The following is a 25,870-nucleotide window of genomic DNA, read 5'->3' on the forward strand; positions in this document are numbered from 1 at the left end:
TCGAACTCAATCGATAAACCAGCCGCCACCCGCGTCGCGCGGTAGCGCGTCGACTAGCGTGCCGGCCGGCAATTCATTGGTGTCCTCATGCAGCACCGCCCAGGCATTGGCCTGCAGCAATGAGCCAATACGATAGGACTCCTGCCCTTCCAACAATTCCAGACCGATGCCCGAAGAGGGGCTGTAGCGCAGGCGCGCCTTGAGGAAACGCCGAAGTCCGGCGGCTACACGAACGGATTCCGACAGCGGCACCCGCAATGGCGTTTCCAGCGGCATGCCCAGCATCGCGCGCAGCACGGGAACCACGAAGAAACGGAAACCGACCGCGGCGGCGATGGGATTCCCCGGCAAACCTATGAACAACGGACCTTCCCGCAAGGACGCGGCGAGCAGAGGCTTGCCGGGCCGGATCGCCACTTTATGGAACAACAGCCGCGCGTCCGCCGCCCTTAAGCTGGCGGGTATGAAGTCATGCCGACCCATCGACACCGCGCCGGTGCTGACGACGACATCGACGCGGGCCGCGACCTCGCGCATTTGCGCGGCGAAGGTTTGCGCATCGTCGCCCAACGTCGTGTTCGCGATCACTTCGGCGCCCATGGCGCGCAACGACGCTTCCAAATAAGGCGCGTTGGCGGCGTAGATCTGTCCCTCGCCCAGCGGTAACGAGGGATTGGCGATCAGCTCGGCGCCGGTGCTCAACAAGGCCACTCGCGGTTTACGGCGGACCTTGATCCGATCGACGCCTAAGGCGGCCAACATCATGCGCAACGCCGGATCGACGCGCTGGCCCGCCGCGCCCACTTGCGTGCCGATCGCGACATCGCTGCCGCGCTGGCGTACGTTCTGCCCGCCGATCAGCGCTTCGCGCAGGCGGATGCGCCCTGCTTCCAGTCGCTCCACGCGCTCCAGCGGGACGATGCAGTCCAGTCCCGCCGGCAAAGCGGCGCCGGTGGTGATTTCCCATACTTTCGCTTCAGCATTGGCCGGCGGCGGCGCGCCGGCCGCAATCAGTCCGCCGACTTGGTATTCGCTGCCTGCCGTCAGTACGTTCCCTTCGCTCGCGAACGCATAGCCGTCCATCGCAGCATTGGTGAAGGGAGGCAACGCGCGCAGCGCGTGCACGGGCTCGGCGAGAAAGCGTGAAGATGCATCCGAAGAACGGCACCATTCGTCTTCCAACGCGCGCGATTGCGCCAGCAGGAGTTTCAACGCATCCGCATAGGGAATCATGGCGGCGTGCCCTGCCCCACCGGCCCGCGCAGCCGCTGCAGATCTTGGGGCGTATTGATGTTTTCCAGCGCATCGTCACTGGGCGTCGGCAGCAGCAGGGTGTCGTCGGATTCCAGTATGTCGCGCAATCGATATCGTCCGGCCTGCGCCTGCCGCGACAGACCGGCCAGCGCCGCCGGTTCCCATAGTGCGCACAGGGGCTCGGGCAGATCGTCGACGGCACTGCGATAGGCGATGGCGGCGTGCCGTCCGTCGCGCGCGCGGATCAGCCCGAGCAAGGTGGATGGCCGCAACAGCGGCAGATCGCAGGCCAGCACCAGCCAAGCCGTATCGGGGTAGGCGCCATGCGCGGCGAGCAGCCCGGCCGCCGGCCCGATTCCATCCACCTCGTCGAAAATACCGGGGAGCCCCGCACGTACCGATTCCCCGCGCTGATCCCGCCGCAAAGAGACGAAACAGGATTGCACGTGCCCACTCAACAGGCGGAAGGTCGCAAGCAGCTGCGGCTCTCCCCCTCGATCGAGCAGCGCCTTGTCTTTTCCCATCCGCGTACTCGCGCCGCCGGTCAGCACCAGACCATTGAGTGCGGGAAGCTTTTCCGCTCCGCTTGCAGTCGTAGCTGATTCGGGAGGATTGGCGGACTGGCTCATTCCGCCAATCTACCACTCCGGATTTCCTCCGAGGTGCGCAAGCAGCCTGGGGTCGGAAGCGCACAACCCTCCGCGAGCGATGCGGAGGGTTGCGAGAAGCCATTCGGCCCGGTCAGCTGCGCGCGAACTCCAGCAGGTCCGCGTTGAGCTTGTCCTTGCTGGTGTCGCCGAGGCTATGGGTGCCGCCAGGGTAGATTTTCAGCACGGAATTCTTGACCAGCTTCGACGACAGCATCGCCGAGGCGCCGATCGGCACGATCTGGTCGTCGTCGCCGTGGATGATCAGCGTGGGCACGTCGAACTTCTTCAGATCCTCGGTGAAGTCGGTTTCCGAGAAGGCCTTGATGCAGTCGTAGGCGTTCTTGTGCCCGGACAGCATGCCCTGCATCCACCACGATTGGATCAGGCCCTGGGAAACTTTCGCCCCGGGCCGGTTGAAACCGAAGAAGGGGCCGCTGGCCACGTCGAGGAAGAACTGCGAGCGGTCGGCCAGATAAGCCGTGCGGAAGCCGTCGAAGACTTCGATAGGCAAGCCGCCGGGATTGGCCTCGGTCTTGAGCATGATCGGCGGCACCGCGCCCATCAGCACGGCCTTCTTCACCCGCTTGCTGCCATGGCGGCCGATATAACGCGCCACTTCGCCGCCGCCGGTGGAATGGCCGATCAGCGTCGCGTCCTTGACGTCGAGATGCGCGAACAGTTCCGCCATGTCGTCGGCATAGGTGTCCATGTCGTTGCCGTTCCAGGGCTGACTGGAGCGTCCGTGGCCGCGGCGGTCATGGGCGATGCAGCGGAAGCCGTTGGAGGCCAGGAAGAACATCTGCGCTTCCCAGGCATCGGCGCTCAACGGCCAGCCATGGCTGAAAGTGACGATGGGGCCGGCGCCCCAGTCCTTGTAGTAGAGCTGGGTGCCGTCTTTGGTGGTGAAAGTAGCCATGGGTTTTCCTCTGGATTCGGGTGGGGGGAAGTTGCTCGAACGGTTTACGGCGGCGGCGGGCATTGCCCGCCCTACATAAGGTCTTGCCAAGGTAGTGCAGCGATGGTTACAGGCATGCAAACGCCAATGCGTTTTCTGCACCGCACCTGCGCCTTAGGGCGGGCACTGCCCGCCGAATGCTTGAAAGCTACATGGTGGCGGGCACTGCCCGCCGAATGTTCGAAACCTACATGGTGGCGGGCACTGCCCGCCCTACGGATTTCTCAGCTCATGCCGTCTGCGCGCCTGCAGCCGGCAGAGCGCGGCGCAGCCGTCGCAAGCGGATGATTTGCGCGGTGGCACCGATGAGGAAAACCAGGAAGGCGATACCGACCGCCTTCTGCAGATTGGGATCGTCCGGGCCCGAGGCCCAAGGCGCGCCAACCGGCAGCCGCGTGGAGGTTTCGGTGAACGCCGGAATCATGTGGAAGAACACGGTGAGCGAATAGAGCACCGTTTCCACGTACGGACCTGCGCGGCCGAACACTTTTTTGTTGCCGGCCACCCAGGCAACGGCAAGCACCAGCAAGGTGATGATTCCCAAGGCATGGGGCTTACCGAACCCGCCATGCTGGAAAATGAAGAAACCGGTCACGCAAGTCAAAACCGTCGTAATCACATAGGTCTTTCCCAGACCGTTGCGGGGATCGATTCCTTTGTCCCGGAAGAAAGCGATGAGCGCCGCCGCGACGGCGACAAGACTGATGGCGGTATGGACGATGCCCATTGGGGTCAGACCAAGCATGGTGTTCTCCGGCAGGTAATGGGAGGGATTCTCCTGCGATCGGTCTGGCGGCTGCGACCACGTTGCCGGGCACAGCCTGACGCTGCCCGGTGTGATCAGGTGGTGCTACCCATTCCCCTAACTGAGCTTATGACTGCTTCCCAGCGCGCAGACAAATCCAGAAGAACCCGATCATGTCCCAGGTATAGCGCTTCAGCAAGCGCCTGGGCTCCAGGCTCAGCCGGAACAGCCACTCCAGATGCAGCGTGCGCACCCAGGACGGCGCGCGTCTGGCGTTGCCGGAAAGGAAATCCAACAGCGCGCCGACTCCGAACATCGCCGGCGCATCGCAGGCGGCGCAATGGTCCAGGATCCAGGCTTCCTGTCCCGGATTGCCGAAGGCGACGAGCACCACCTCCGCACCTGACGCATTGATTCTTTCCACCAACCCGTCGCCGGCTTCGGCGTATTCGGCGTAACCGTCGCAGGTACCTACGACCCGCTGCCCCAGCTTCTCGACCAGATGCCGGGCCGCCTGTACCGCCACGCCCGGTCGCGAGCCGAGCAAGAAGAAGCGCAGCGGACGTTCGCTTTGCGTGCACAAGTAGGGAATGAAATCGGTGCCGTTGAGGTTTTCGGCGAAACGGCGCCGATGGATCAACAAGGACGCCAGGTCCATGCCGATTCCATCGTTGACCACGCATGCCGACCGCGCTTGCAGGCGCGTGCGAAGCGCACGGCATTGCACCACGAAGTTGGTGTTGGCGAAGAAAACCTGGCGCTTATGGCCGGTGTTCAAAGCTCCCAGCACTTCCTCCGCCAACCGTTGGCGGGTGACCGATCGCATACGGTAGCCGCCCAACCAAACCGATTGCGGTGTTGCAGGCATCGGATCCGCGCGCGGCCTTCCTTCATCGGTGGCGATCATGCGGCAGCCCCTCTCCAACTCCGCTGCAGGCACCGCCGGTCGCTGGCGTAGGCATCACCACAGGTCATACGGAAATGCCCTCCGCAACGCGACCTGGATACCGTGCAGATCGAACGGCCCGTTCCCGCCAAGATCCAGGCATTCCTCGACCGTGCGGCCCGAATGCCAGCTCGTGCGGCCTGTCCCCGCGTAGTAGTCGTCGTACTTGAAGCGGTTCTCGCCGTTGCCGCTGTCCAGGTAGGTGGCCGGAATGCCGTAGGCCTCGGCCAGGATCACGCCATGCAACGAACTGGACACCACTCTTTCCGCCCCCAGCAACGCCCGCACGAAAGCCAGCGGTTTTATGTTCGGCAACAGCAGCCGGTCACGGTAGGCATCGTATTTCGCGGGAGGTTCGTTGAAATGCGGGATCACCAGAAAAGGCGTCTTCGCCGAAGCGCCGATCAGCTCCCTGGCATAGAACTCCGGCATCAGCAACGCCGGATCGCCGTACACCTCGGGGACGGGCATGCCGCGGTCCATCAACCACTTTCGGGTCAGCGGCCCGCGCACCGCGCGCACGTCGAGTCGACGGAAGCGGTGCTGCGTATCGGGAATCTTGGCGTTGATGCCGCTGCCCCACACCGTCTCCCCATCGCGCGCGTTGTGCAGCACCGAACCGATCGCGAACAACCGCCGCGTCCGGTCGCGTTTGTGCAGGAGATCCTGATCGCGCAGCGCAAGCATCGCTTCCACGATCACCTTGGACAGATGGTCGCCAACGTTGACCCCGCCGCTCTTCGGCTGCCACCAGTACAGTGCGCTGCGTTGCCGGCGCTCGAGCCAGGTTTCAAGCAGGGACACGGGAAGGCTCCTGCGGCGTCGCGAACGGCAGCGGATGCGGCGAACTGTCGAACGGCGCTACCCGCAGTTCCGGATAGAGCTCCGGTTCGAGCAGACGGTCCACGGTTGCGGGCCAATCGAGGCATTCGCGGGAACGGACCCGAGGCGCCTGCAACGCGCCTCGGATCGCCTCGGCGATGGATTCCGCATCGCCCGGCGTGTAGCCGAAACGCGACGCGTAACGCCCGACGATAGCGTGCGGGCAGATGGCCGGCAGGGCGAAGAAATCGTATTGCAGCAACTTGAGCGAGCTGTCGGCCAGGTAGGCGGGCAACTGGGCGGACGCGTACGGGGCGAGGCCGAAAGTAGCGTGCTTGATGTAGCGCAGGGTCTGCGCATGCGGCATTTCGCCGTACACCACGACGTTCTCTCCGTATCCCGGCATGCGCCCGTGGCCCGATCCGATCACATGGAAGGTCACTTCAGGGAAAGCATGACTGGCCGCTGCGATCGCAGAGGGATCGAACAGCATCGACCCGACCGCGACGGCGTGCAGGCCGGAAGCGTAAGGCGACGGATCGGCCAGCTGTTCGATCTCCGGGTCGATGCCATGACCGATGTGGTAGACGTTGTGCTGGCTGGCGACTTCGCCGGCCATCGCAGGCGACACCAGGGCGATCGCATCCATATCGGCTGCCGCCTCGGCGAAGGCGCGCTCCACGTAATGCGCGCTGTCGATCGCGCTCAGGCTGTCGGAAGCGCGATAGATGAGACGGGCCGAAGGATTGAGTTTCTTGGCCAGCTCCGCGAACACCACCGCCGTGCCGCTTTCGAAAATGATCACTTCGGCCTCTCGCAACCAGGCCACCAGCACCGGCGGCGGAGACCGCACGTACCAGCGGAACATCAGATTCTCGAGCGGCCGCAACCAGCGCCGGCGGGTATTGAACGGATGCAGCGCGGCCTTCCACAGGAAGCATTCGACGCCGTTGTGTTCCTCGACGGCGTTGGCGCGGGCGTCCAGCGGCAGCCTTATGTCGTTCTTCCATCGCGACAGCGCGCTGTAGCGAAGGGAGAAAAATCGGGTATGTCCACGCGTCGCCAGCTCGTCGCTGATGAAATGGATGTTGGCCCGGCGTGGCGTGCGGTAGTCGTGCGCCGAAAGCACCAGAAATCTTCCGGGCGCGGCGGGATCGCGTGTGCGGGTCGTATCGGACATGTCTGTAGGCGCCTGCTCGGTCATCGCTTCAGTTCGGAACAAAGCCGAATCCTCCAATGGAAAGGTGACATCGCGCCGCGTCATGCGCTTCGCAACAAGGTACGGGTGTGCAGGATGCCGGCCACGTCGCGACGGAAGGCGGGCCAGAGCAGGCATAGCAGCGCGAACGCAACGCCTAGCGCAGCTATTCCGATCAGCAATTGCAGCGGCAGCGACAACGCCGCACCGGCGAAGCGCTGGGACGCCGCGTACGAAGCGAGTCCGCACAAGCCGTAGCCGGTTATCGCGCGCAGTCCGCTGAACAGCATGCCGCGCACCGGCGCATCGGAGGTGCGGTGCAGCCACCACAAGACCAGCGGCCACGACACCGCCAGACCGCAAGCGTATCCGGTGGCGACGCCCAACACGCCCCACTGCGAGCCGATCGCGATGAAGGCGATCACCAGCGTACGGCTGACGATCGAATACCGCAGTTGCGGGCCGGTCAGACCCTTGGAAAGGAATACCCAGTAAGCCGCATAGCCCGCTGCCTGGAACATGCCTCCCACCACCAGTATCTGGAAGATCGGCACCGTCATCGCCCAGCGGTCGCCCAGCACCAGATGGATCAACGGACCCGCTTGCACGCAAGCGAAGACGAAAATCGCGATGATGAAATGCATCAGCGTGGCCTGCCCGCGCAGCAGGAATGCCGAATAGCGCGCGGGATCTCCCTGCAGGCGGGACAGCACCGGCAAGGCGACGGTGGTGGCCGGCGCATTGAGCTGGGTCAGCGGCATCATCAGCAGCGCGAACGCGCGGTTGTAGTGTCCCAGCGGCACCGGACCCAGGCGGTTGCCGATGAGTATCTGGCCGAGATTGGTGCTGAAGTAGATGAGCAGCTGAGACGCCACCAGGTTGCCGCCGAAACGGAGCAGCCCGCCCATTTCCACGTCCCGCTTCGGCAAGCCGGGCAGCCAGCGCGTCGCCAGCATCATCAAGGTCAGCAGGGTCGATGCCTGCACCAACGCCTGCACCACCAGCGCCCAATAACCCCATCCGAGCAGCGCGGCGCCCACCGCCGCGCCCAGTCCAAGCAGCTGGCCGCTCACGTCGGCGAACGCCAATTGTCCGAAGCGCATTTCGCGATTGAGGTGGGCGCGGAACTGCGTAGTCAGGCCGTTGAGCAGCAAGGTCGCGGAAATCGCTTGCGCGACCGGACGCAGCAACGGCTCGTGGTAGAAAACGGCGATCGCGTCGGCGGACAGGAACACGATGGCCGCCAGCACGAAGCCGATGCCGGAGTTGATCCAGAACAGGTTGTCGCGTTGCCCGCGACTGAGATGTTTGGCCTGGATGGCGGCCGAGGACAGGCCGAAATCGCGCAGCACTTCGCCTACCCCGACGATCGCCACCACCATCGCCACCAGTCCGTAGTCGCGCGGCGTCAACAGACGCGCAAGCAAGACGATCCCACCGAACTGCACCGCGATCTTCAGCACCTGGCTTCCCATCGTCACCAGCGCGCCACTGGCCGCAAGGCGGCCCAGAGAAGGAACGATAGGCAATGCTTCCAAGGAAGGTTTTCCTGCACTCATGGCGCTCGCCCTCCCGTCGCAGCCAAGGCGGCCATATAAGTGGTGTGGTGCTGCATGCCGAGCCGCGGCCAGTCGCGCCGCGACAAATCCGGCGCGGTCTGGCGACGTGGGCCGGCTTGGGCGCGCAAGGCGTCGGCGAGCGCGCGCGCGTCGAGCGCGCCGTCGTACAGCCGCACCCACTCTTCGCCGACTTCGGCGGCGAGGACGGCATTGGCCTCGCTGCGTGGGACCAGCACCGGGCGCGCCAGCGACAGCGCCAGCAACAGCGCACCCGAGTTCTGCATGTCCCGGTACGGCAGCACCACGCACTGCGCTTCGCCGATCTCCTGCGCCAGCACCTCGTCGCCCACGTATTCGAGCCGCGCGCTGGTCCTCGCATCGGCCGCACATGCGTCTTCCACCGTTTGGCGCATATCGGGGCTGACCGGCTTGCCGACGATGCGCAAGCTGGCGCTGGCATCAGACAACTCGTGGAAGGCCGCGATCAGGGTCTCGACGCCTTTATAAGGCCGTATCAATCCGAAACAGAGCAGACGCCCGCTCACGCTCGAGGGGACATGCCGCGCCGCGAACCAGTCGCGGTAATGGCCGTGCAGGATGGTATCGGTAGCCGTGTCCGCGTCCCGCTCGACCGCATTGATCCTGATCCTGCGCGTGGTCAGGCGGTCCAGCCAGCGCAACAGCAGCCGTTCGATCATTCCGCCCTGCTCGTGCGGCTTCACGTTGTGCAGCGTGCGCACTACCGGCACGCGCGTTGCCCACAACCGCAGCAGCAGCAGGAACGCGCATGCCTGCTTGGCCAGTGTAGTGAGCGGCGTGCGGTGCCGCAGCAGGTACTCTGGCCAGTGGACATGGAACAGGTCGTAGCGCGAGAACAACGCATCGCGCACCGAGAAATATCGCACCTCGACGTTCTCCGGCAGCGCGTTCAGCAGCTGCACCAGGTAGGGGTTGGTGGTGTCGTCCGGCTTGCCGGTGGACTGCAGCACGACGAAACGACGGACGGACGACGCCGACGTCCAAGGAGTATGCGCGGCGTTCATTGCGTTTTCCTCCCGCTTTCGGCGAGCGCCTGGCGGTATTCGTTCCGATAGCGGTCGACGACCGCATCCCAGTCGTAGCGCGTGACATAGGCCAAGGCATGCCGTCGGCGCGCTTCGAAGGTTTCCTCATCCACGTTGGCCAGTTGCCGAACCGCCCGCGCTGCAGCCTCGGGCGCTTGCGCATCGACCAGCAGGCCCAGTTTCGATTCGGCCTGCAGCTTCGCATAGGGCGGAATGTCGCTGAGTATGGGAACCAGGCCGGCGCTCATCGCCTCGATCGCGGCGATGCCGAAGCCTTCGTGCCGCGACAGGGAAACGAAATATTGCGCGCGCGACAGCAACCCGCCCAATTGTTCCTGCGATGGCGCATCGACGATCTCGACATGCGCCTGCAACCCGCGCGAGTTGATGCCGCGTTCGAGATCCGCGCGTTTCAAGTCGAACTCGCGGCCCGCCAGGATCAGACGCCAATCGCCATCGCCGGCGACCAGATGGCGGAGCAGATCCAGCGTTTCCGGGATGCCCTTGTTCACCGACCAGCGGCCGAAACTGACCAGGGTCTTGCCGGAAACAGACGAACCCATGCCGGCGAACTTGCCGATGTCTACCCCGTTCTCGATCACTCGCAGGCGCCCCGCCGCCGTTACCGGGGCGAACATCTCCCCGTCGTTGCGGCTGGTGGCAACGATGCGCCGGTAGGCGCGCGCGGAGGCGCGGGTGACGCTGTTGAACCATAGCCGCTTGAGGCGCGAGGCATAGGCGGTGTGGAAGAAGCCGCCGTGGGTGGACGCGATCATCGGCTTGCCGTGCACCGCGCCGGTCAACGCCAGATAGTCGTAGAAAAAATCGATACCGTGCACATGGACGACATCGGCGCCGCGCAATGCGCCCAGCACTTGCGGACACAGCGGATAGCGCGTGGATCCGGTATAGGACAGGCGCCGCACCGGCACGCCCTGATGCTGTTCGTGCGCGGGCAGGCGCTGCGTACCGTCATGGAAGACACGATCCAGCGTCACTACTTCCGCCTCGCCGCCAGCGGCCAGGTGGCGACGCGCGATGTTCAGCACCACCTCCTCCATTCCGCCGACCGAAGGATGGAACTGTCGGACCACATGCACGACTTTCATGGCGTCCACCCGAACATCGCGGCGTCCACCGCATCGTGCGGAACAACCCCGCTCATGCCGTAGCCTGGGTGGTGGCGCGGCGCAGTCCCAGCGTCCACGGCGCGTAGCGCATGAACAGAACCCGCAACGGTACGCACAAGGCGATCGAGATGCCCGAAACGCACAGCGCCCATGCCAGGCCTGGCTTGCTTCCTGCCGGAAACAGGCCGAGCACGGCGGCAACGCCGGACAGCACGAAGAAAACGAGGATATGGGTGCATAGGATCAGCAGCGTATTGCGGCCCATCCAGCGCAACGCCGCCGATCGCGCCGCCAGAGGACTGGCGAGCAGCACCACCGAAGTTCCCAGCAAGGCGGCGAGGATGAACTTCCACGCCGAAGCTCCGAAGCGCAACTGGTTGATATCCACGCGCCCGTTGCTCCACGCCAGCAGCAGCCACGGCACCAGCAGCAACGCAGCCAACGCGCAGCCTCTCAGCGCCGACTGCGGCAGGGAAACCGCACGGCCGGCCAGCGCTCCGCATGCGTAGAAAAAAAGCGCGACCGGCAAGACGTCCAGCGCGAACGGCAAGCGCAGGCCCAGCGTCGGAAAAGTCATGATCCAGAGCATCGTCAAGGGCAGCATCAGTACTGCGACGATCCACGGCTGCAATCGCCTGCCGAGGAAGTAATACGTCAACGCCGTCACGAATAGCGCGGGCAGGAACCACAGCGCTGGATGCACGTACAACTGCGGTCCGATTCCGGTCAGCAGCCCACCGAGCGGTTCCCACCAGGGCATCTGCCCCCAGCGCAACGCTTTCTCGCCTATGTGGCGTGTGATCAGCCAGTACCCGTAAGCCGCGAAGAAAAAGAATACGTAAGGCACCAGCAACGTACGGCTCAGCGTCGCCAAGGCCTGCGCCGCGGTCTGCGCATTGCGGCGATGAGACAGCCAGCCGGACAACAGGAAGAACAGCGGTACGTGGAAGCTGTAGACCAGCACCGTGAATCCCGTCGGTATGCCCTTGGCGTGGCCCAACACCACCAGCGCGATCGCCACGCCCTTGGCCGCATCGATCCGCGTATCGCGGACCGTCGCCTCGGCTACGCCTGCGCGCAGATGTTGCGGGGCCAACCCTGTCGCTGCTGCCATTCGCTGCTCCGGTCTTGTTCATGAGGATGCCGTGGCCTGCGGGGCGTCGAACGTCGGCGCGGCGCGCGCATCCGGACGGCTTTGCACGGCCGGCATCGTCCGCGGAATGGGGAGCCGCCAGAAGTAGCCGCAGGCGAACCACCACAGGCCCGCGGTCTTGATCGAGAAATACGCATTGGAAACCAGCAGGCTCAGTGCGAAGGCCACCACGAACAGGTTCTTGAACAACTGCCCGTTGCTGGTAGGCATCTTGAGCAGGAACGAATAGGCGATCAGGAACACGAGCACTACCACGATCGACTGCCCGGCGATGAAGTAGGCGATACCGCTGTCGGAATAGCGGTAAGGCGCGGCCAGATCCATTCCGAACCACTCGCGCGGGCTCATCTGGTTGATCGCATCGACCGATACGAATACCCGACCCAGCATGGTGTCTTCGTAGGCGCTCACCCCAAGCGCACCGACCGCGAGCCAGCCGACCAGCAGTACGCCGATGAAGAGGAAGCCGGCCAGCGTCTGGTCCACCCGCCGCAGCAGGGGCGCCAACAGCAGCATCAACAGACAGGTCGCGCTGGCCAGGCGGCCGTCCGAAGCGATCAGCAGGAACAGGATGAGCGTCAGCGAGAACGCCACGCCCACAACCCGCAGCGAACGCCAGAAAGTGATGGCCACCGCGCAGAAGAAGATGATGAAGTTGCCCATCGTCACCGGCTCCACGAAGATCGAGGACACCCGCGGCAACTCGAAGCCCCCTAGCCAGTTGCGTTCGCCCGGGCGAGTGGCGCTGACGTAGAGCTTGCTCGCCTCGTTCCAGAAATCGTCTTCGCTGTTGCCGCGCGTATTCACGAAATAGGCGCGCGGGTCGACCAGATCGCCGTACACGTTGGGAAACGCCATCTCGAACACCGCCACCAGTACGACGATCACCGCCAGCCATAGCACGAGCTTGTGAAAACGGCCGCGGTACGCCGTGCCGAGGGTCAGGAACGCGAACGGAATGATCGCATCGCGCACCAGCTTCAGATCGAAGCTCCAGGTTTCCAGGAACCGCACCAAGTTGAAGGCGAGCACCAAGCCCAGACCGGTGAATACCAGCAGTTGGCCGTCGCGACCCAGCGAGCGCAAGCCGAACAGGAAACAGCCCGCATAGATGACCAATTCCACCGCATAAGCGGACGACGCGCCGACCGGATGGATCGAGGCATTGAACATCGCCAGCAGGAAGTTGTAGCCGATCGCCAGCACCAGCAGTGTCGCCACGGCCAGGTTGTCGCGACGTTCTCTGGCGATCGCCGTGGTCATCGCAAGCGGATCGCGCGCAGTGGCGGCATGGCGGAACATGACGTCGCCACTTCAGTACGCCTGTTTCTGGCCGAGGACCTTCACCACCGTCAGGGCCATGATCTTCATGTCCAGCCACGGCGACCATCGGCGTATGTAGTCCATGTCGTACTGCACGCGCTTCTTCATGTCGCGCAGCATCGGCGTTTCTCCACGAAAACCGTTGACCTGCGCCCAGCCCGTGATCCCGGGCTTGACGTAGTGCCGCTGCATGTAGCGGTCGATCAGCATCCCGTAGTAGCTGTTGTGCTGGATCGCGTGCGGGCGCGGCCCGACCAGGGACATGCTGCCGTTGAGCACGTTGAACAGCTGCGGCAATTCGTCCAGGCTGGTGCGTCTCAGGAACGCGCCCAGCGGCGTCACCCGCGGATCGCTGCGTGTCGCCTGCTTGACCTCGGCGCCCGTCTCTTGATCGGTGCGCATCGAGCGGAACTTGAGCATGGAGAATTCCCTGCCGGCGCGCCCATGGCGTTTCTGTCGGAATAGCACCGGACCGGGCGAGCTGAGCTTCACCGCGACCGCGATGCCCAGCATGAGCGGCGACAACAACAGCAGTGCGACCAACGCGAGCGCGCGGTCCATCATCGCTTTGGTCAGGAAGAACGCATTGTTCGGCGCGTCGCTGCCCTGGCGCAGGTTGATCACCGGCACGCTGCCGACCTGTTCGCTGGACTGGTTGAGCGCGGCGAGATCGGAAATGTCGGGAATCAGCTTCACCTTGACCGGCGTCTTGTCCAGCATCGCCAGTACCGACTTGATCCGCCCCAGTTTGCCCATGGGCAGCGAAATCCATACTTCCTCGATGCTGTCCCCGGTTAGGAATGCCGGCAGCTGTTCCACCGTGCCCAGGCAATGCAAGTCGGTGCTGTCGGCGATGCTGATGTCGTCGCGGGTGCTGAAATAGCCGACGATCTGCATGCCGACCCATGCGTTCTGATTCAGATAACGATGGATCCTGACCACCGGCGGGCGCATGCCCACTACGACCACCCGGCGCACGTCGATACCCAGGCTACGCATCCAGCTGAGTACGCCGCGCACCACGAAGCGCGAAAAGCCGAGCAGCGCGAATCCGATCGCGTACCACAGGCCCAGCCACAGCAGCGAAGTGTGCAGGCCCAGATCCAGCATCCAGGTGTGCGCCGAGATCAGCGCCAACACGCCGGTCCAGGCCAGGCCCAGCATCCATACCTCACGCAGCACCGCACGGCCGCGCCAGCTGCGATACAGCGGGAATGCGTTGAAGCACAGGGCCGCGAACAGGATCGAAGTGCTGATCGGGATGCGGTATCCGATGGCAGGCACCCAGGCATCGAAACACAAGCGATAAGCGACCAGCGCTGAAACCAGGACCACCGCTAGATCCGCGGCCCGCAGACAGAGATCGGCGGCGGCGGAGTACTTCGACAACAAACGGGGAGACGATGCCGACGTATCGGCGCTCAGATTTGCCAGGAGCATCTTGAGTATTCCCTAACATGCCCGGTGCGGTTCGACGCGGGGGGACGTCGGACGCGAGCCGTGCTGTTAATCATCTTGCCGATGCCTTTACCGGCGCCCTCCAGCGCCGACCCCAGGCGAACGACAAGCCTCACTTACTGGTTGGAAGAAGCAGCGTCCTTGCTGATTGGAAGATTTCAGGCACCTCGAATAAGGAAAGCGGACTTATGGGGCAAAAGGCTGTTTCTACCGCGGGGAAATCGTTTTCGTTGCACTGCAACATAGCATCAAATTGTGAAGGCCGCGTGCATATGCGCTTAGTTCTTGAGGGTCGGCAAATTATCGAAGATCTTCTGAATCGGTTGTGAGCTTGAATGTTTCCGTACAGGTAAGTCAGCTAAGTAAACGCGACAGATTTCGCAAAAATTTTCCAATCGCGGACGAACCCGTGATTTGGATCACACGAGAAATAGCGAATCGCTCTGAGACGAACCGACGCGGGGCCATGCATTCGCCGCGCGTCGTACCCATAACAAAAAACTCCGCAGCGAGCGTTTCCGACGAACGGTCGTGGCGATCCAACTACCGCGAACTCGTTTCTCGAGACGAGCGCATCGCATGCAACAACAAGGCGGCAACCACGCCGGCGAACAGGCCGAAGATCGCTGCCAGCGCCAGATTGAACGCCAGCCGCGGCGAACTCGGCGCGCTGGGCGCGTCGGCCGTATCCACCACCGAAACATTGTTGGCCCCTACGTTGCCGGCCACGCCGATTTCCTTGAAGCGCTGCAGCAGGCCATCGTAGAGCTGCCGGTTGGTGTCCACTTCGCGCTTGAACATGTTGTAGCGGATGCTGCGGTCCTGCAGGTCCAGCTCGTCGCCCTTAAGCTGTTCTATGCGCGCTTCCAGCATCTGCTCTTGCGTGCTGGCCGCGTCGTATTGCGCCTTGATGGAATCGCGAATATTGGCGATCTGGGTGTTGATCTGCCGGCCGACCTCGCTCATCTGGCTGTTCAGGCGCAGCATCTCCGGGTAATCCGGCTTGAAGGTCGAAAGCTTCTGCTGGTATTCGGCGGAAAGCTGGGCGCGCGTCTGCATCAGATTCTGGATCAGCGGGTTGGAGACGACCTGCGGCAAAGCCAGGCCGCTGCCGTACCTGGCCTGGCGCCAGGCCGCTTCGCTCTTGATCCGCGCGTCCTGAGCCGACGCAAGCAGAGCATTGAGTTCCTCGAGGTTCTGAGCCGGCAGCGATGGCTTGTCTTCGCCCACCGAGACGATCTTTTCCTGACCCGCGAAGTCCACGAATTTCTTCTCCGAGTCCTGCAGGCGCTGCTTGATCTGGGTGAGCCGTTCCGAAAGATACTTGGTGGCGAAAGACGACGCCTGCAACCGGTGCTCCAGGCCGCTGGCGATAAACTCGCTGGCGTAGGTGTTGGCTACCCGTGCCGACAATTCCGGGTCGGGCGAATCGAAATGCACTTTGACCAGGCGCGATTGGCGCACCGGTTCGACTTCCAGCGAAGCCAGCACGCTATCGGTAAGCGCGCGCTCGATCGCTAAGCGTCGCGACGCCGCCGCGGGCTGGCCTTGCGCTGCCGGTCCGAGCTTCGCCAACGCCGCCTCTACCTGTTCCCGGTAGACCGGATGGTCGGCCAAGCCGGCCTTGGCGATCACCCGCCTGGCCAGGGAACGGCTCATCAGCAACTCGTACTGGGTCTGGTAGAAATCGCGATCCATCGGCGATTCGCTGGGGATCAAGTCCTCCATTTCCACCACTTTCATCGCTTCGCGCTCGATCTGCAGCGTAGTGGTGGCCCGGTACTGCGGCGTCATCATCAGAGTCGCCGCCAGCGCCGCTCCTACCACCAATGCGGCGATGAGCAGGATCAACCACCAACTGCGCAGCAAGGCATACGCATATTCTCCCAAGCTGCTGCCGGCCGGCCCGTCGTGGACATCGGCATGTCGGAAATCGTTACGTGCGTCGGTTCTCATCGGTAGGCCCGCCATACGCCGACGAAAGGAGTGAGTTCGATCAAAGTCCGTAGCAGCAACTGAGCGCCGGAGCGATCGACAATGACGATGTCGCCGCCATAGATATCCGGATCCTTGAGTTTCCCCTGCTGGATCTGCACCAGGTCGAACCTGGCGAATACGCGTTCGCCGTTGACGGTGCGGAAGACGATGACGTTGCGCCGGTCGGCGACGTTGCTGACGCCCTTGGCCAGTGCGACCGCCTGCTGCAGGGTCAGGTAGGGCGCGCCCATCGGGTAGATCCCGGTCTGCTCCACCGCGCCACCGACCGTGACCTGCTGGTTGGGCGATTGCAGCAAGGACAGGGTCACTTGCGGATTCTGCAGATAGCGGTCCCGATAGCGCGAAGCCACCTGGCTTTCTATCTGACTGATACTGGAGCCAGCCGCGTCCACCGCGCCTATCAGCGGCAAGGTGATCCGGCCGGCATTGTCGACCCGCACTTCACGGTCCAGGTCGGGGAGCTGGAACACCTGCAGCTTGACCAAATCGCCCGGGCCCAGCCGGTATTCGGGCCGTCCAAGCGCCTGCCCTACCGGATCGGCCGGCGGCAGATCGCGCATGGGCGCACGGCTACTGCACGCGCACAGCGCCAGCAGACAAAACAACACCACTCCAACCGCTCGATCGATTCTGCTCACATGCCACCTCTGGATTCGGGGCCAACGTATTCAATGGCCGGCCTGACTAACGCCGGCAACTTGCCCAACCCTGGCGGTATTGATCAATCATGTTCCGCAGCCGCGCTGGCATGCGCCAGTCGATCTTCTCCATTACGACCCAACGATATAGGACTATCACGGCCGAGTTCAAACCCGCCATGAATTCCGGACCCGCAGTACACCCAGGCCACGACCAACGATCCCACCGTAAATCATTGTTGGCACGCTGTTGCGAAGGCGCCGTGAAAGGCAGCGCCCCTGCACCAGCTGGAATTCATTTTGCTCGTTGGTTTGTGAATTCCATTCGCTTAAAAAGCGCAGCTATACGGCAATGGTTCACATCGAAGATGAGGCATCGGTACGACGGACCTTCGATTCGAGAAGACTCCCGGGATCGCGCCTGCCGACTTTTCAAGAGTCGGGAAATTCCGCAGAGGATTGACGCAGATGGTGGGCCGTGATGGATTCGAACCATCGACCAAAAGATTAAAAGTCTTCTGCTCTACCAACTGAGCTAACGGCCCACATGAAACCCCCGGCATTGCGCCGGGGGACACATTCTAGCGCACCGGGCGCCCGCTGAGAAATCAGGCGTAATGCGTGGGGTCCGGCACTCCGGCATCGGCGAAGCCGGCCGCGCGCAGGCGGCAGGCATCGCAGTGGCCGCAGGCGCGGCCCTGGGCGTCGGCGCGGTAGCAGGAAACCGTCTGGCCGAAGTCCACGCTCAGGCGGACGCCCTCGCGCACGATGTCGGCCTTGCTCATCTTCAGCAACGGCGCGCGGATGCGCAGGCCCGCGCCTTCCACCCCGGCCTTGGTGGCCAGGTTGGCCAGGCTCTCGAACGCCGCGATGAACTCGGGCCTGCAATCGGGATAGCCCGAGTAATCCACTGCGTTGACGCCGCAGAAGATGTCGGTTGCGCCCAGTACTTCGGCCCAGCCCAGCGCTACCGACAACATGATGGTGTTGCGCGCCGGCACGTAGGTGACCGGGATACCCGCGCCGCCCGCTTCGGGCACTTCGATGTCGGCGTCGGTCAAGGCGGAACCCCCGATGGACCGCAGGTCGACATTGACGGTCTTGTGCGCAACTGCGCCCAGCGCCTGCGAGACGCGGTCGGCCGCCTGCAGTTCGGAAGTATGACGCTGGCCGTAGCTCACGCTGAGCGCGTAGGCGGAAAAGCCTTCCTCGCGCGCAAGGGCGAGGACGACGGCGGAATCCATGCCGCCGGAGACGAGGACGACTGCGTTTTTCATGTGCGTTTCCGGGTACGTGACGGTGGGGTCCGCGTAAGCCGCGGCCATCGATCCAAGACTCGGTATTTTATCGGAGCCGTGGGTCCGGGTCGCCGCCCAGCAACGACGGCAAGAGTATCAGCGCCCCGGTTCGTCGTTCCACAGCAGCTTGTGCAGCTGCATCTGGAAGCGCACCGGCAGGCGGTCGGCGACGATCCAGTCGGCCAGGTCGCGCGGGGACAGTTCCGATTTGCTCGGGGAAAACAGCACATCGCAGCGTTCGCTCAGCTTGTGCGTCGAAACGATGTCGCGCGCCCATTCGTAGTCGTCGCGTCCGCACAACACGAATTTGACCTGATCGCGCGCGGTGAGCAACGGCAGGTTCTCCCAGCGGTTGCGCGCGACTTCGGCCGAAGCTGGGGTCTTGATGTCCAATACCCGGGAAACGCGCGGATCGACGTCGGCGATATCGATCGCGCCGGAAGTCTCCAGCGAAACGTCGTAGCCCGCATCGCAAAGCGCGCGCAGCAGGATCAGGCAACGCTTCTGGGACAGCGGCTCGCCACCGGTGACGCAGACATGGCGCACGCCGTGCTTGGCCACTTCAGCCACGATATCGGCGATATCCCACCAGTCGCCGCCATGGAAGGCATAAGCGGTATCGCAGTACTGGCAGCGCAACGGGCAGCCGGTAAGGCGCACGAACACGGTGGGCCAACCCACGCTGGCAGCTTCCCCCTGCAGGGACAGGAAAATCTCGGTGATCTTCAGGCGGTCCGTGGTGGACTGGACGATATCGCTGGGAACGGCGGCGTTCATGAGGCTTGCTTCCTTCTCCCACCGGGAGAAGGTGGCGCGTAGCGCCGGATGAGGGCGCGGACTTTCAGATCGTAATGGACGTTATGTGACACGTCATTCTCTCGCCCTCATCCGCCCTACGGGCACCTTCTCCCGGTGGGAGAAGGAGAAACGTCAGCGGATGCTGCGGCCCAGTTGCATGGATTTCAGCCGATCGTCGGCGGTCCGGGCGACGTCGGTGCCGGGATAACGGGTGACCACATCGTTCAAGGTGCGCTCGGCTTCGTCGACCTTGCCCAGACCGTATTCGGAAAGGCCAAGCTTGAGCAGCGAACCGGATGCCTTGTCGTGGGTCGGGTAACGCTCCAACAGGGTGCGGAACTGCTGCGCGGCCAGCTGATAGTTCTGAGTAACGTAGTAGCTTTCGCCGAGCCAGTACAGCGCGTTAGGAGTGTAGGCGCCGTTCGGATACAGCTCGAGGAAACTGAGGAACAGCTGCGCCGCATCGGCGTAGTTGCCGCCCTTCAATGCATCGAAGGCGACGTTGTAGGCCGCACGCTCGTCGCCGGACTGGGCCATAGCTCCGACATCGCCATGCACCGATGGCGCCCGCTCCGTCGCCGGCGCGACTGCGCCGGTGGCGGGAGGCGCGACTGGCGGTGAAGTCGGCGCCGGTACTGCGGGAGCGGCTCCCCCTTCGATACGGTTCAAGCGGCCGTCCAGATCCAGGTACTGGTCCTTGCTGGTCTGCTTGAGTTGCTCGTTCTCGTTCTGCAATTGCTCGACCAACGCGCGCATCTGCTGCAGTTCGGTACGCAGCTGCGCCATCTGATTCAACAGGTCGGTGTTGCCGCGATCGTTGGCGGCTTTCGTCTCCAGAGCCGCCACGCGATCGGCCAGGCTCTGGCGCTGGGCATGAACAGGTGCGGCGGCCATCAAGGCCGCCGCGATGATCGTACTGATCAGGAGTCGCTTCACTTACGTGCTTCCGTCTTGCGCTTACTTGGCCGTGTAGACGATTTCGACGCGACGGTTACGGGCCCAGCAATCCTCGTTGGACTCGGTGCAGACCGGACGCTCTTCGCCATAGCTGACCACCGAGATCTGGCTGCCGGAGCCGCCCTGCGCCTGCAGGGCCGAGGACACGGCATTGCCGCGGCGTTCGCCCAGACCCAGGTTGTATTCGCGGCTGCCGCGCTCGTCGGCGTTGCCTTCCAGGTTCATGCGCGAGGACGGGCGGTCGCGCAGGTACTTGGCGTGGCAGCCGATGATGGCCTGGAATTCCGGCTTCAGGGCATCCTGGTCCAGGTCGAAGTAGACCACGCGCTGACGCAGGCAGGCGTCGGTATCCAGGTCGTTCGGACCGTAGGCGCCCGCAGTGGTGGTGGTGTCGGTTACCGGAGCAGTAGTGCCGGCGCCGGTGTCGGCGGGCGGGGTTTCCTTGACGGTCTTTTTGCAGCCGGCCAGGACTGCAACGGAAAGGAGGGAGATCAGTACAACGCGGGTGGTGTTCTTCATCGGGGGTTCCTCGGGCTTGGCGCGGGGTGGAAGGCTTGGTTCGTAATATTAACAGTGGAACCGGTTTCGACGGAGGGTATCAGCGCGGCGAGCGGTAAGGGGACCAAGCCGGCTCGCGCACGTCGCCATCGGCCAGAACCAGCCGTTGGCGCACGCGGGCGTCGGCCGATACGGCGTAGAGCACACCTCGACGGCCTTCGCGGGCGGCGTAAAGCACCATGCTGGCGTTGGGCGCGAAGCTCGGCGATTCGTCCAGCGAACCCGGCGACAGCGTGGTCCAGCGCGGGGAGCCCAAACTGCTGTCCATCATCGCGATGCGGTAATTGTTGCCGCTGCCCTGGGCCACGGCGATCTTCTTGTCGTCGTAGGACACGGTGGCGGTGGCGTTGTAGTTGCCCTGGAAGGTGACCCGCGAGGCGCTGCCGCCACTGGAAGCCACCCGATAGATCTGCGGGCGGCCGCCGCGATCGGAGGTGAAATAGATGGTGGAACCGTCCGCGCTCCAGGTCGGTTCCGTATCGATGCCGAATTGATTGGTGAGCTGGGTCAGCTGCTTGCTGCCGAGGTCCATCACATAGATCTCGGGATTGCCGCTGCGCGACAGTGTCAGTGCGAGACGACGGCCGTCCGGCGAAAACGTCGGGGCGCCGTTGATGCCGCGGAAGCTGGTCACCAGTTCGCGAGCACCGGTGGAGATGTTCTGGATGTAGATCGAGGAATTGCCGCGCTCGAAGCTCACGTAGGCCAGCTTGCTGCCGTCCGGGCTCCACGAAGGCGACAGCAGCGGTTCGGCGGAGCGGACCACGGTCTGCGGATTGAAGCCGTCCGAATCGGCGACCATCAGCGCATAGCGCGCCTGCTTGCCGAGTCCGGTCTGGGTGATATAGGCGATGCGGGTCCAGAACGCGCCGCGTATGCCCAGGATCTTCTCGTAGATGGCGTCGGCCATCTGGTGGGCGACATCGCGCATGGCGTTGGAACGGGCGGTCAGGGCCAGGCCCAGCAGGCGTTCCTGTTTGGCCACGTCGAACAGTTCGTACTCCACCCGGTAGCTGCCGGCGCCGGCATCGACCACCCGGCCGACCACCAGGTAATCCTGCTTCAGCGCGCGCCAAGTCGGGTACTGCACTTCGCCGCCGCGGGTCGGACGTTCGACGATGCTGGCCTCAGGCAACGCGCGGAAGGCGCCGGAGCGCTCCAGGTCCGCGCGCACCACCGATGCCACATCGGTCCCCGGCGCCGCCGTCGAGCCCTGGTAAGGCATTGGGACCACGGTGATCGGCAACGCGGAGGCGTTGCCGCCGACGATGTCGATTTCCAGGCCCTGCTGCTGCGCCGAGGCGGCGAACGGCAAGATCAGGAGCGCGAGTACGGCTAGCCAGTACGGCAGTGTTTTCATGGGCACATCGAAATTTGGGGTGGGAGAGGGATAGCAGCCCGAACGTGAATGTTTTCGCAATCGTGAACGGGACTATCGGTCCTGGGCTGTGAAATTGAAGTTCAGGGTCCGGTTGAACACGCTTTCGAAGCCCCGGTAGGGCAACGGCTGCGCTTTCAGGACCGCGCGCTCCAGCGAATCCTGGCCGGCCTGGTCCATGGCGCACCCTGGCTGTACCTCGGCGCTCATCACCTGCCCGCCGGGAAGCTGCTTGATGACGACGCGGCAACGCGTGCCCAGCGGCACCGACTCCGGCCGGGTCCACTGGCCGCTGACCTCCTGCTGGATGGCTGCGATGTATTTGGCCAACAGGCCATCGTCCACACCATTGTTGCCGGCCGGCGCAGACTGAGCGGCGCCGTATTGCGCGGTATTGGCCGAAGTAGCGCTTTGCGCGCGCGCTTCGGCTATCTGACGAAGTTTCTGCTCTGCCAGCTTCTTCTGCCGCTCAAGCTCTGCGCGCTGGCGCCGGATCTCTGCGAGCTGATTCTGCTTGTCCAACTCTTCCTGCTGTTTGGCAAGACGTTGCTGCTTCTGCGCTTCTTCCACCCGCTTCTGTTCGGTCAGGTCGATCTGCTCCTGGCGACGCTTCTCTTCCTGCTCGCGCAAGGCCTTTTCCTGCGAAAGCGCCAGGCGGCTGGCTTCGTCCTGGTCCTGGGTGTCGGGAACGGGAATGCGTTCCTGCGCCACCTGCTGCTGCGGCGTAGGAGAATCCTGCGGACGCTGCTCGAGGATCGGCTGCGGCGGCGGCACCGTCTCTTCTTCCGCCACCTCTTCGACCGGCTGCGGCAGCGGTTCTGGCACGTGCTGCAGGGCGCGCTCGGCGGCACGGATATCGGCGGCCGAAGCGTCCAGCGAAGCATCCATCACCGGCAAGCCGGCGGCGGAAGACGATTCGTGATTCCAGGTGAACCAGGACGAGAACCAGAGCAGCAAGGCCAGCAGAACATGCAGGCCGATGGCATAGGCGACGGCCTTTCCGTAACCGTCCTCAGGCAAGACCGCACTACGCGGGGCAACCTCAGCGTGCATTACCGGATTCGGTCAACAGGCTGACATTCTTCACTTTCGCTTTTTTCAGCACGTCCATGGCGGTCAGCACCACCTGGTACGGCGCATTGCCTTCCGCAGCGACCATTACCCGCATCTCGCCGCCCTGCTGGGCGACGATGGGCGCCAGCTTGGCTTCGAAAGCAGCGGTATCCAATACCTCGATCTCCGCGTCCGGCAGCTTCAGCCCCATGCGACCGTCGGGATAAGCCACCACGACGATGGGATCTTCCTTGCTGTCCACCGCCTTGGCATTGGCCTTGGGCAGGGTGACATCGACGCTGAGGGTGAGCAGCGGCGCGGTGACCATGAAGATGATCAGCAGCACCAGCATCACGTCGATATAGGGAACGACGTTGATCTCGGATTTGAGCTTGCGGCGCTTGCGACGAAAAATGGCGGTGGCCATGGCGGACTCCCGGCTCTATGGATGGCGTGTCATTCTTCGGATGGGGTTTGGCGTTGCAGGATGGAACTGAATTCCTCGGCGAAGGATTCGTATCGCACGGAAAGACGTTCCACCCGGGTGGTGTAGCGGTTGTAGGCCCACACCGCGGGAATGGCCACGAACAGGCCGATGGCGGTGGCGAACAAGGCTTCGGAAATGCCCGGCGCCACCGCGGCGATGCCGGCCTGTTCGCCGCTGTTGAGCATGTCGTGCATGGTCACCATGATGCCGAACACGGTGCCGACCAAACCCACGTACGGCGCGGTCGAGCCTATGTTGGCAAGCAGCTCCAGATTGCGTTCCAGCTTGTCGATTTCGCGGGTATAGGCCACACGCATGGCGCCCTGCGCGCCTTCGAGCTGCGCGCGGCTGTCGAGCTTGCGTTTGTCGCGCAAACGGGCGAATTCGCGGAATCCGGCCTCGAACACCGCTTCCAGCCCAGTCACCACGCGGTTGCGGTCGACCGCGGCCGAGTACAGCTTGTTGAGATCGGCGCCGGACCAGAACCGGCCTTCGAATTCGTCCGCATCGCGGTTGGCGCGACTGAAGATGCGCGCCTTGCGGAAGATGATGACCCAGCTGATCAGCGATCCGACCAGCAGCAGCAGCACGATCAGTTTCACCGGCAGGCTGGCTTTGATCATCAGGTCGAGGTAGTTGATGCTGCTGTGGGTGGCCTCGGCGGTCGCCTGCGCAGCGGCGCTGGCGACGTCTTCGGGCAGGGCTTCAACCACGGTTTCCTGCAGGGCCAGGAGCAGTGCAATCATCCGGTATTTCCTCAAATTTCCGATTCGGGGGTGGGTCTAGCTGGGCAACACGTTCGGCAAGTCAGGGGCGGCACATCAGGTGTTGGGCACTTCCAGCGCCTTGAATTCTTCGTACAACGCATCGGGTGCGGCTTTGGGTCTGAAACCGCTCGCGGTCAGCACCGCAACCCGCACTTCGGCGGTTAGCAGCACCTCATCGCCACGCAGGATGGATTGCGTGAACACAACGCTGGCCCGCTTGCAGGCGCGGATTTCTACGGTAACGGTCAGCAGATCGTCCAGCCGCGCCGGGCGCAGGAAGTCCAATTGCATCGCGCGGACCGCGAAGACCAGGTCGTGATCGTGGCGCAATTGTTCCTGACCGTGACCGCGGAAACGCAGCCATTCGGTGCGTGCGCGTTCCAGGAAAGCAACGTACTGCGCGTGGTAGACCACGCCACCTGCGTCGGTATCTTCCCAATACACGCGTGTCGGCCAACTGAACCGCAGGTCGCCGGCCTGCGAATCAGCCCGCATCGTCGTTCTCCACGAACAGATCCGGACCCGGCTTGAGGGGCTTCAAACCCAGATGCCGGTAGGCTTTGGGCGTAGCCATACGGCCACGTGCGGTGCGTACCAGGAAACCCTGCTGGATGAGGTAGGGCTCGATCACGTCTTCCAGCGTGCCCCGCTCTTCCGACAAGGCGGCCGCCACCGATTCCACCCCGACCGGGCCGCCGTCGAAGTTCTCGATGATCAACCGCAGCAGGCGGCGATCGAGTTCGTCGAAGCCTTCCGGATCGACGTTCAACATGACCATCGCCGCCTTGGCCACCTCGTGGTCGATATGGCCCTGCGCCCTGACCTGGGCGAAATCGCGCACACGGCGGAGCAGGCGGTTGGCGATGCGCGGAGTGCCCCGCGAACGGTTGGCGATCTCCGCCGCCCCTTCGGCCACGCAATCGATGTTGAGGATCTTCGCCGAGCGCCGCACGATCTGGGTCAGTTCCTGCACGTTGTAGAACTCCAGCCTCTGCACGATGCCGAAACGGTCGCGCAAGGGCGCGGTGAGCAGCCCCGCGCGGGTGGTGGCGCCGATCAGGGTGAACGGCGGCAGGTCCAGCTTGATCGAACGCGCAGCCGGACCGTCGCCGATCATGATGTCGATCTGGAAATCCTCCATCGCCGGATACAGCACTTCTTCCACCACCGGCGAGAGACGGTGGATCTCGTCGATGAAGAGCACGTCGTGCGGTTGCAGATTGGTCAGCAGCGCGGCCAGATCGCCGGCCTTCTCGATCACCGGGCCGGAAGTGACGCGCAGATTGACGCCCAATTCGTTGGCGATGACGTGGCTGAGCGTGGTCTTGCCCAGGCCCGGCGGCCCGAAGATCAGCACATGGTCCATGGCTTCGCCACGGCCCCGAGCGGCCTCGATGTAGATCGAAAGCTGGTCGCGGACTGGCTTCTGTCCCAGGTATTCGTCCAGCTTCCGGGGCCTGATGCTGGCTTCCAGTACGTCGTCTTCGCGGGTGGCCGCGGCGGTGAGGATGCGGTCTTCGGTCATGCGGGCATTATGCGGGAAGCGGGAAAGCTCAAGGCCTTTCGATCGTCATCCCAGCGAAAGCTGGGATCCATCTTGATTGTGCGGTTGCTTTTCGGCCCCTATCAAAGGCAGGGGCAAAATGGATCCCAGCTTTCGCTGGGATGACGGGCGGGGGTC

General features: G+C 63.7%; 25 protein-coding genes and 1 tRNA gene. All 26 read right to left on the bottom strand.

Going from position 1 to position 25,870, the window contains the following annotated elements:
• Positions 1-6: 6 nt before the first annotated feature.
• The 26 genes from J2W94_RS16790 to ruvB all read right to left on the bottom strand — a co-directional run bounded on the left by J2W94_RS16790 (position 7) and on the right by ruvB (position 25,714).
• Positions 7-1,233, bottom strand: a complete 1,227-nt coding sequence (locus J2W94_RS16790; protein WP_310095885.1) for a molybdopterin molybdotransferase MoeA — start codon at positions 1,231-1,233, stop codon at positions 7-9.
• Positions 1,230-1,883, bottom strand: a complete 654-nt coding sequence (mobA, locus tag J2W94_RS16795) for a molybdenum cofactor guanylyltransferase (protein WP_310095887.1) — start codon at positions 1,881-1,883, stop codon at positions 1,230-1,232. Before mobA ends, J2W94_RS16790 begins: the two co-directional genes overlap by 4 nt.
• A 112-nt stretch (positions 1,884-1,995) precedes the next feature.
• A complete protein-coding gene (locus J2W94_RS16800) occupies positions 1,996-2,820 on the bottom strand; it encodes an alpha/beta fold hydrolase (protein WP_310095889.1) in 825 nt (274 codons plus the stop codon).
• 268 nt (positions 2,821-3,088) lie between these two features.
• Positions 3,089-3,604, bottom strand: a complete 516-nt coding sequence (locus tag J2W94_RS16805; RefSeq protein ID WP_310095890.1) for a hypothetical protein — start codon at positions 3,602-3,604, stop codon at positions 3,089-3,091.
• Between the two features lie 127 nt (positions 3,605-3,731).
• A complete protein-coding gene (locus tag J2W94_RS16810; protein ID WP_310096159.1) occupies positions 3,732-4,472 on the bottom strand; it encodes a WecB/TagA/CpsF family glycosyltransferase in 741 nt (246 codons plus the stop codon).
• A 93-nt stretch (positions 4,473-4,565) separates the two neighbouring features.
• Positions 4,566-5,354 carry a polysaccharide pyruvyl transferase family protein gene (locus J2W94_RS16815; RefSeq protein ID WP_310095892.1) on the bottom strand — a complete coding sequence of 263 codons (789 nt, stop codon included), beginning with the start codon at positions 5,352-5,354 and terminating at the stop codon, positions 4,566-4,568.
• Entirely contained in the window at positions 5,341-6,552 is a 1,212-nt protein-coding gene (locus J2W94_RS16820) for a glycosyltransferase family 1 protein (protein WP_310096160.1), read from the bottom strand. Before J2W94_RS16820 ends, J2W94_RS16815 begins: the two co-directional genes overlap by 14 nt.
• A gap of 80 nt (positions 6,553-6,632) precedes the next feature.
• Entirely contained in the window at positions 6,633-8,129 is a 1,497-nt protein-coding gene (locus tag J2W94_RS16825; protein ID WP_310095894.1) for a lipopolysaccharide biosynthesis protein, read from the bottom strand.
• Positions 8,126-9,172 (bottom strand): glycosyltransferase, encoded by a 1,047-nt coding sequence (locus J2W94_RS16830; RefSeq protein WP_310095896.1) that lies wholly within the window; start codon positions 9,170-9,172, stop codon positions 8,126-8,128. The genes J2W94_RS16825 and J2W94_RS16830 overlap by 4 nt, the downstream gene beginning before the upstream one ends.
• A complete protein-coding gene (locus J2W94_RS16835; protein ID WP_310095899.1) occupies positions 9,169-10,302 on the bottom strand; it encodes a glycosyltransferase family 4 protein in 1,134 nt (377 codons plus the stop codon). The genes J2W94_RS16830 and J2W94_RS16835 overlap by 4 nt, the downstream gene beginning before the upstream one ends.
• A gap of 52 nt (positions 10,303-10,354) precedes the next feature.
• Positions 10,355-11,437 (bottom strand): acyltransferase family protein, encoded by a 1,083-nt coding sequence (locus J2W94_RS16840; protein WP_310095901.1) that lies wholly within the window; start codon positions 11,435-11,437, stop codon positions 10,355-10,357.
• Positions 11,438-11,455: 18 nt separating this feature from the next.
• The gene (locus J2W94_RS16845; RefSeq protein WP_310095903.1) at positions 11,456-12,778 is read right to left on the bottom strand and encodes a polysaccharide biosynthesis protein GumE; all 1,323 of its coding nucleotides are present in this window, start codon (positions 12,776-12,778) and stop codon (positions 11,456-11,458) included.
• A gap of 12 nt (positions 12,779-12,790) precedes the next feature.
• Positions 12,791-14,239 (bottom strand): undecaprenyl-phosphate glucose phosphotransferase, encoded by a 1,449-nt coding sequence (locus J2W94_RS16850; RefSeq protein ID WP_310095905.1) that lies wholly within the window; start codon positions 14,237-14,239, stop codon positions 12,791-12,793.
• A 561-nt stretch (positions 14,240-14,800) separates the two neighbouring features.
• Entirely contained in the window at positions 14,801-16,228 is a 1,428-nt protein-coding gene (locus J2W94_RS16855; protein WP_310095907.1) for a GumC family protein, read from the bottom strand.
• On the bottom strand, positions 16,210-16,815 hold the full coding sequence (locus J2W94_RS16860; RefSeq protein ID WP_310095909.1) for a polysaccharide biosynthesis/export family protein: 606 nt from the start codon (positions 16,813-16,815) through the stop codon (positions 16,210-16,212). The genes J2W94_RS16855 and J2W94_RS16860 overlap by 19 nt, the downstream gene beginning before the upstream one ends.
• A 547-nt stretch (positions 16,816-17,362) precedes the next feature.
• Positions 17,363-17,438: transfer RNA gene (locus J2W94_RS16865), tRNA-Lys, on the bottom strand.
• 63 nt (positions 17,439-17,501) lie between these two features.
• On the bottom strand, positions 17,502-18,170 hold the full coding sequence (gene queC, locus J2W94_RS16870; RefSeq protein WP_310095911.1) for a 7-cyano-7-deazaguanine synthase QueC: 669 nt from the start codon (positions 18,168-18,170) through the stop codon (positions 17,502-17,504).
• Between the two features lie 117 nt (positions 18,171-18,287).
• Positions 18,288-18,968, bottom strand: coding sequence for a 7-carboxy-7-deazaguanine synthase QueE (gene queE / locus J2W94_RS16875; RefSeq protein WP_310095912.1), 681 nt, complete (start codon positions 18,966-18,968; stop codon positions 18,288-18,290).
• A 153-nt stretch (positions 18,969-19,121) separates the two neighbouring features.
• Entirely contained in the window at positions 19,122-19,925 is an 804-nt protein-coding gene (gene ybgF, locus J2W94_RS16880) for a tol-pal system protein YbgF (RefSeq protein WP_430540644.1), read from the bottom strand.
• Positions 19,926-19,946: 21 nt separating this feature from the next.
• A complete protein-coding gene (pal, locus tag J2W94_RS16885) occupies positions 19,947-20,465 on the bottom strand; it encodes a peptidoglycan-associated lipoprotein Pal (RefSeq protein WP_310095914.1) in 519 nt (172 codons plus the stop codon).
• Between the two features lie 79 nt (positions 20,466-20,544).
• Positions 20,545-21,864, bottom strand: a complete 1,320-nt coding sequence (tolB, locus tag J2W94_RS16890) for a Tol-Pal system beta propeller repeat protein TolB (protein ID WP_310095916.1) — start codon at positions 21,862-21,864, stop codon at positions 20,545-20,547.
• A 72-nt stretch (positions 21,865-21,936) separates the two neighbouring features.
• The gene (tolA, locus tag J2W94_RS16895; protein WP_310095917.1) at positions 21,937-22,935 is read right to left on the bottom strand and encodes a cell envelope integrity protein TolA; all 999 of its coding nucleotides are present in this window, start codon (positions 22,933-22,935) and stop codon (positions 21,937-21,939) included.
• Positions 22,925-23,362, bottom strand: coding sequence for an ExbD/TolR family protein (locus J2W94_RS16900; protein WP_310095919.1), 438 nt, complete (start codon positions 23,360-23,362; stop codon positions 22,925-22,927). Before J2W94_RS16900 ends, tolA begins: the two co-directional genes overlap by 11 nt.
• Positions 23,363-23,391: 29 nt before the next feature.
• On the bottom strand, positions 23,392-24,168 hold the full coding sequence (tolQ, locus tag J2W94_RS16905; RefSeq protein ID WP_310095921.1) for a protein TolQ: 777 nt from the start codon (positions 24,166-24,168) through the stop codon (positions 23,392-23,394).
• A 75-nt stretch (positions 24,169-24,243) separates the two neighbouring features.
• Positions 24,244-24,684: a tol-pal system-associated acyl-CoA thioesterase gene (gene ybgC / locus J2W94_RS16910; RefSeq protein WP_310095923.1), complete on the bottom strand. Its 441-nt coding sequence runs from the start codon at positions 24,682-24,684 to the stop codon at positions 24,244-24,246.
• Entirely contained in the window at positions 24,674-25,714 is a 1,041-nt protein-coding gene (gene ruvB / locus J2W94_RS16915; RefSeq protein ID WP_310095925.1) for a Holliday junction branch migration DNA helicase RuvB, read from the bottom strand. The genes ybgC and ruvB overlap by 11 nt, the downstream gene beginning before the upstream one ends.
• Positions 25,715-25,870 lie beyond the last annotated feature (156 nt).

The sequence above is a fragment of the Pseudoxanthomonas sacheonensis genome (assembly GCF_031455975.1).
Taxonomy (GTDB): Bacteria; Pseudomonadota; Gammaproteobacteria; order Xanthomonadales; family Xanthomonadaceae; genus Pseudoxanthomonas_A; species Pseudoxanthomonas_A sacheonensis_A.

Bases quoted from the DNA above. Each gene is read 5' to 3' on its own strand.
- J2W94_RS16900 (WP_310095919.1), bottom strand. From the start codon at position 23,362: ATGGCCACCGCCATTTTTCGTCGCAAGCGCCGCAAGCTCAAATCCGAG.
- J2W94_RS16810 (WP_310096159.1), bottom strand. From the start codon at position 4,472: ATGCCTGCAACACCGCAATCGGTTTGGTTGGGCGGCTACCGTATGCGA.
- J2W94_RS16820 (WP_310096160.1), bottom strand. From the start codon at position 6,552: ATGTCCGATACGACCCGCACACGCGATCCCGCCGCGCCCGGAAGATTT.
- J2W94_RS16850 (WP_310095905.1), bottom strand. From the start codon at position 14,239: ATGCTCCTGGCAAATCTGAGCGCCGATACGTCGGCATCGTCTCCCCGT.
- tolB (WP_310095916.1), bottom strand. From the start codon at position 21,864: ATGAAAACACTGCCGTACTGGCTAGCCGTACTCGCGCTCCTGATCTTG.
- tolQ (WP_310095921.1), bottom strand. From the start codon at position 24,168: ATGATTGCACTGCTCCTGGCCCTGCAGGAAACCGTGGTTGAAGCCCTG.
- mobA (WP_310095887.1), bottom strand. From the start codon at position 1,883: ATGAGCCAGTCCGCCAATCCTCCCGAATCAGCTACGACTGCAAGCGGA.
- tolA (WP_310095917.1), bottom strand. From the start codon at position 22,935: ATGCACGCTGAGGTTGCCCCGCGTAGTGCGGTCTTGCCTGAGGACGGT.
- J2W94_RS16825 (WP_310095894.1), bottom strand. From the start codon at position 8,129: ATGAGTGCAGGAAAACCTTCCTTGGAAGCATTGCCTATCGTTCCTTCT.
- pal (WP_310095914.1), bottom strand. From the start codon at position 20,465: ATGAAGAACACCACCCGCGTTGTACTGATCTCCCTCCTTTCCGTTGCA.
- J2W94_RS16830 (WP_310095896.1), bottom strand. From the start codon at position 9,172: ATGAACGCCGCGCATACTCCTTGGACGTCGGCGTCGTCCGTCCGTCGT.
- ruvB (WP_310095925.1), bottom strand. From the start codon at position 25,714: ATGACCGAAGACCGCATCCTCACCGCCGCGGCCACCCGCGAAGACGAC.
- ybgC (WP_310095923.1), bottom strand. From the start codon at position 24,684: ATGCGGGCTGATTCGCAGGCCGGCGACCTGCGGTTCAGTTGGCCGACA.
- queC (WP_310095911.1), bottom strand. From the start codon at position 18,170: ATGAAAAACGCAGTCGTCCTCGTCTCCGGCGGCATGGATTCCGCCGTC.
- J2W94_RS16845 (WP_310095903.1), bottom strand. From the start codon at position 12,778: ATGTTCCGCCATGCCGCCACTGCGCGCGATCCGCTTGCGATGACCACG.
- queE (WP_310095912.1), bottom strand. From the start codon at position 18,968: ATGAACGCCGCCGTTCCCAGCGATATCGTCCAGTCCACCACGGACCGC.
- J2W94_RS16855 (WP_310095907.1), bottom strand. From the start codon at position 16,228: ATGGCGGGCCTACCGATGAGAACCGACGCACGTAACGATTTCCGACAT.
- J2W94_RS16800 (WP_310095889.1), bottom strand. From the start codon at position 2,820: ATGGCTACTTTCACCACCAAAGACGGCACCCAGCTCTACTACAAGGAC.
- J2W94_RS16835 (WP_310095899.1), bottom strand. From the start codon at position 10,302: ATGAAAGTCGTGCATGTGGTCCGACAGTTCCATCCTTCGGTCGGCGGA.
- J2W94_RS16790 (WP_310095885.1), bottom strand. From the start codon at position 1,233: ATGATTCCCTATGCGGATGCGTTGAAACTCCTGCTGGCGCAATCGCGC.
- J2W94_RS16860 (WP_310095909.1), bottom strand. From the start codon at position 16,815: ATGCGCGATCTGCCGCCGGCCGATCCGGTAGGGCAGGCGCTTGGACGG.
- J2W94_RS16805 (WP_310095890.1), bottom strand. From the start codon at position 3,604: ATGCTTGGTCTGACCCCAATGGGCATCGTCCATACCGCCATCAGTCTT.
- J2W94_RS16840 (WP_310095901.1), bottom strand. From the start codon at position 11,437: ATGGCAGCAGCGACAGGGTTGGCCCCGCAACATCTGCGCGCAGGCGTA.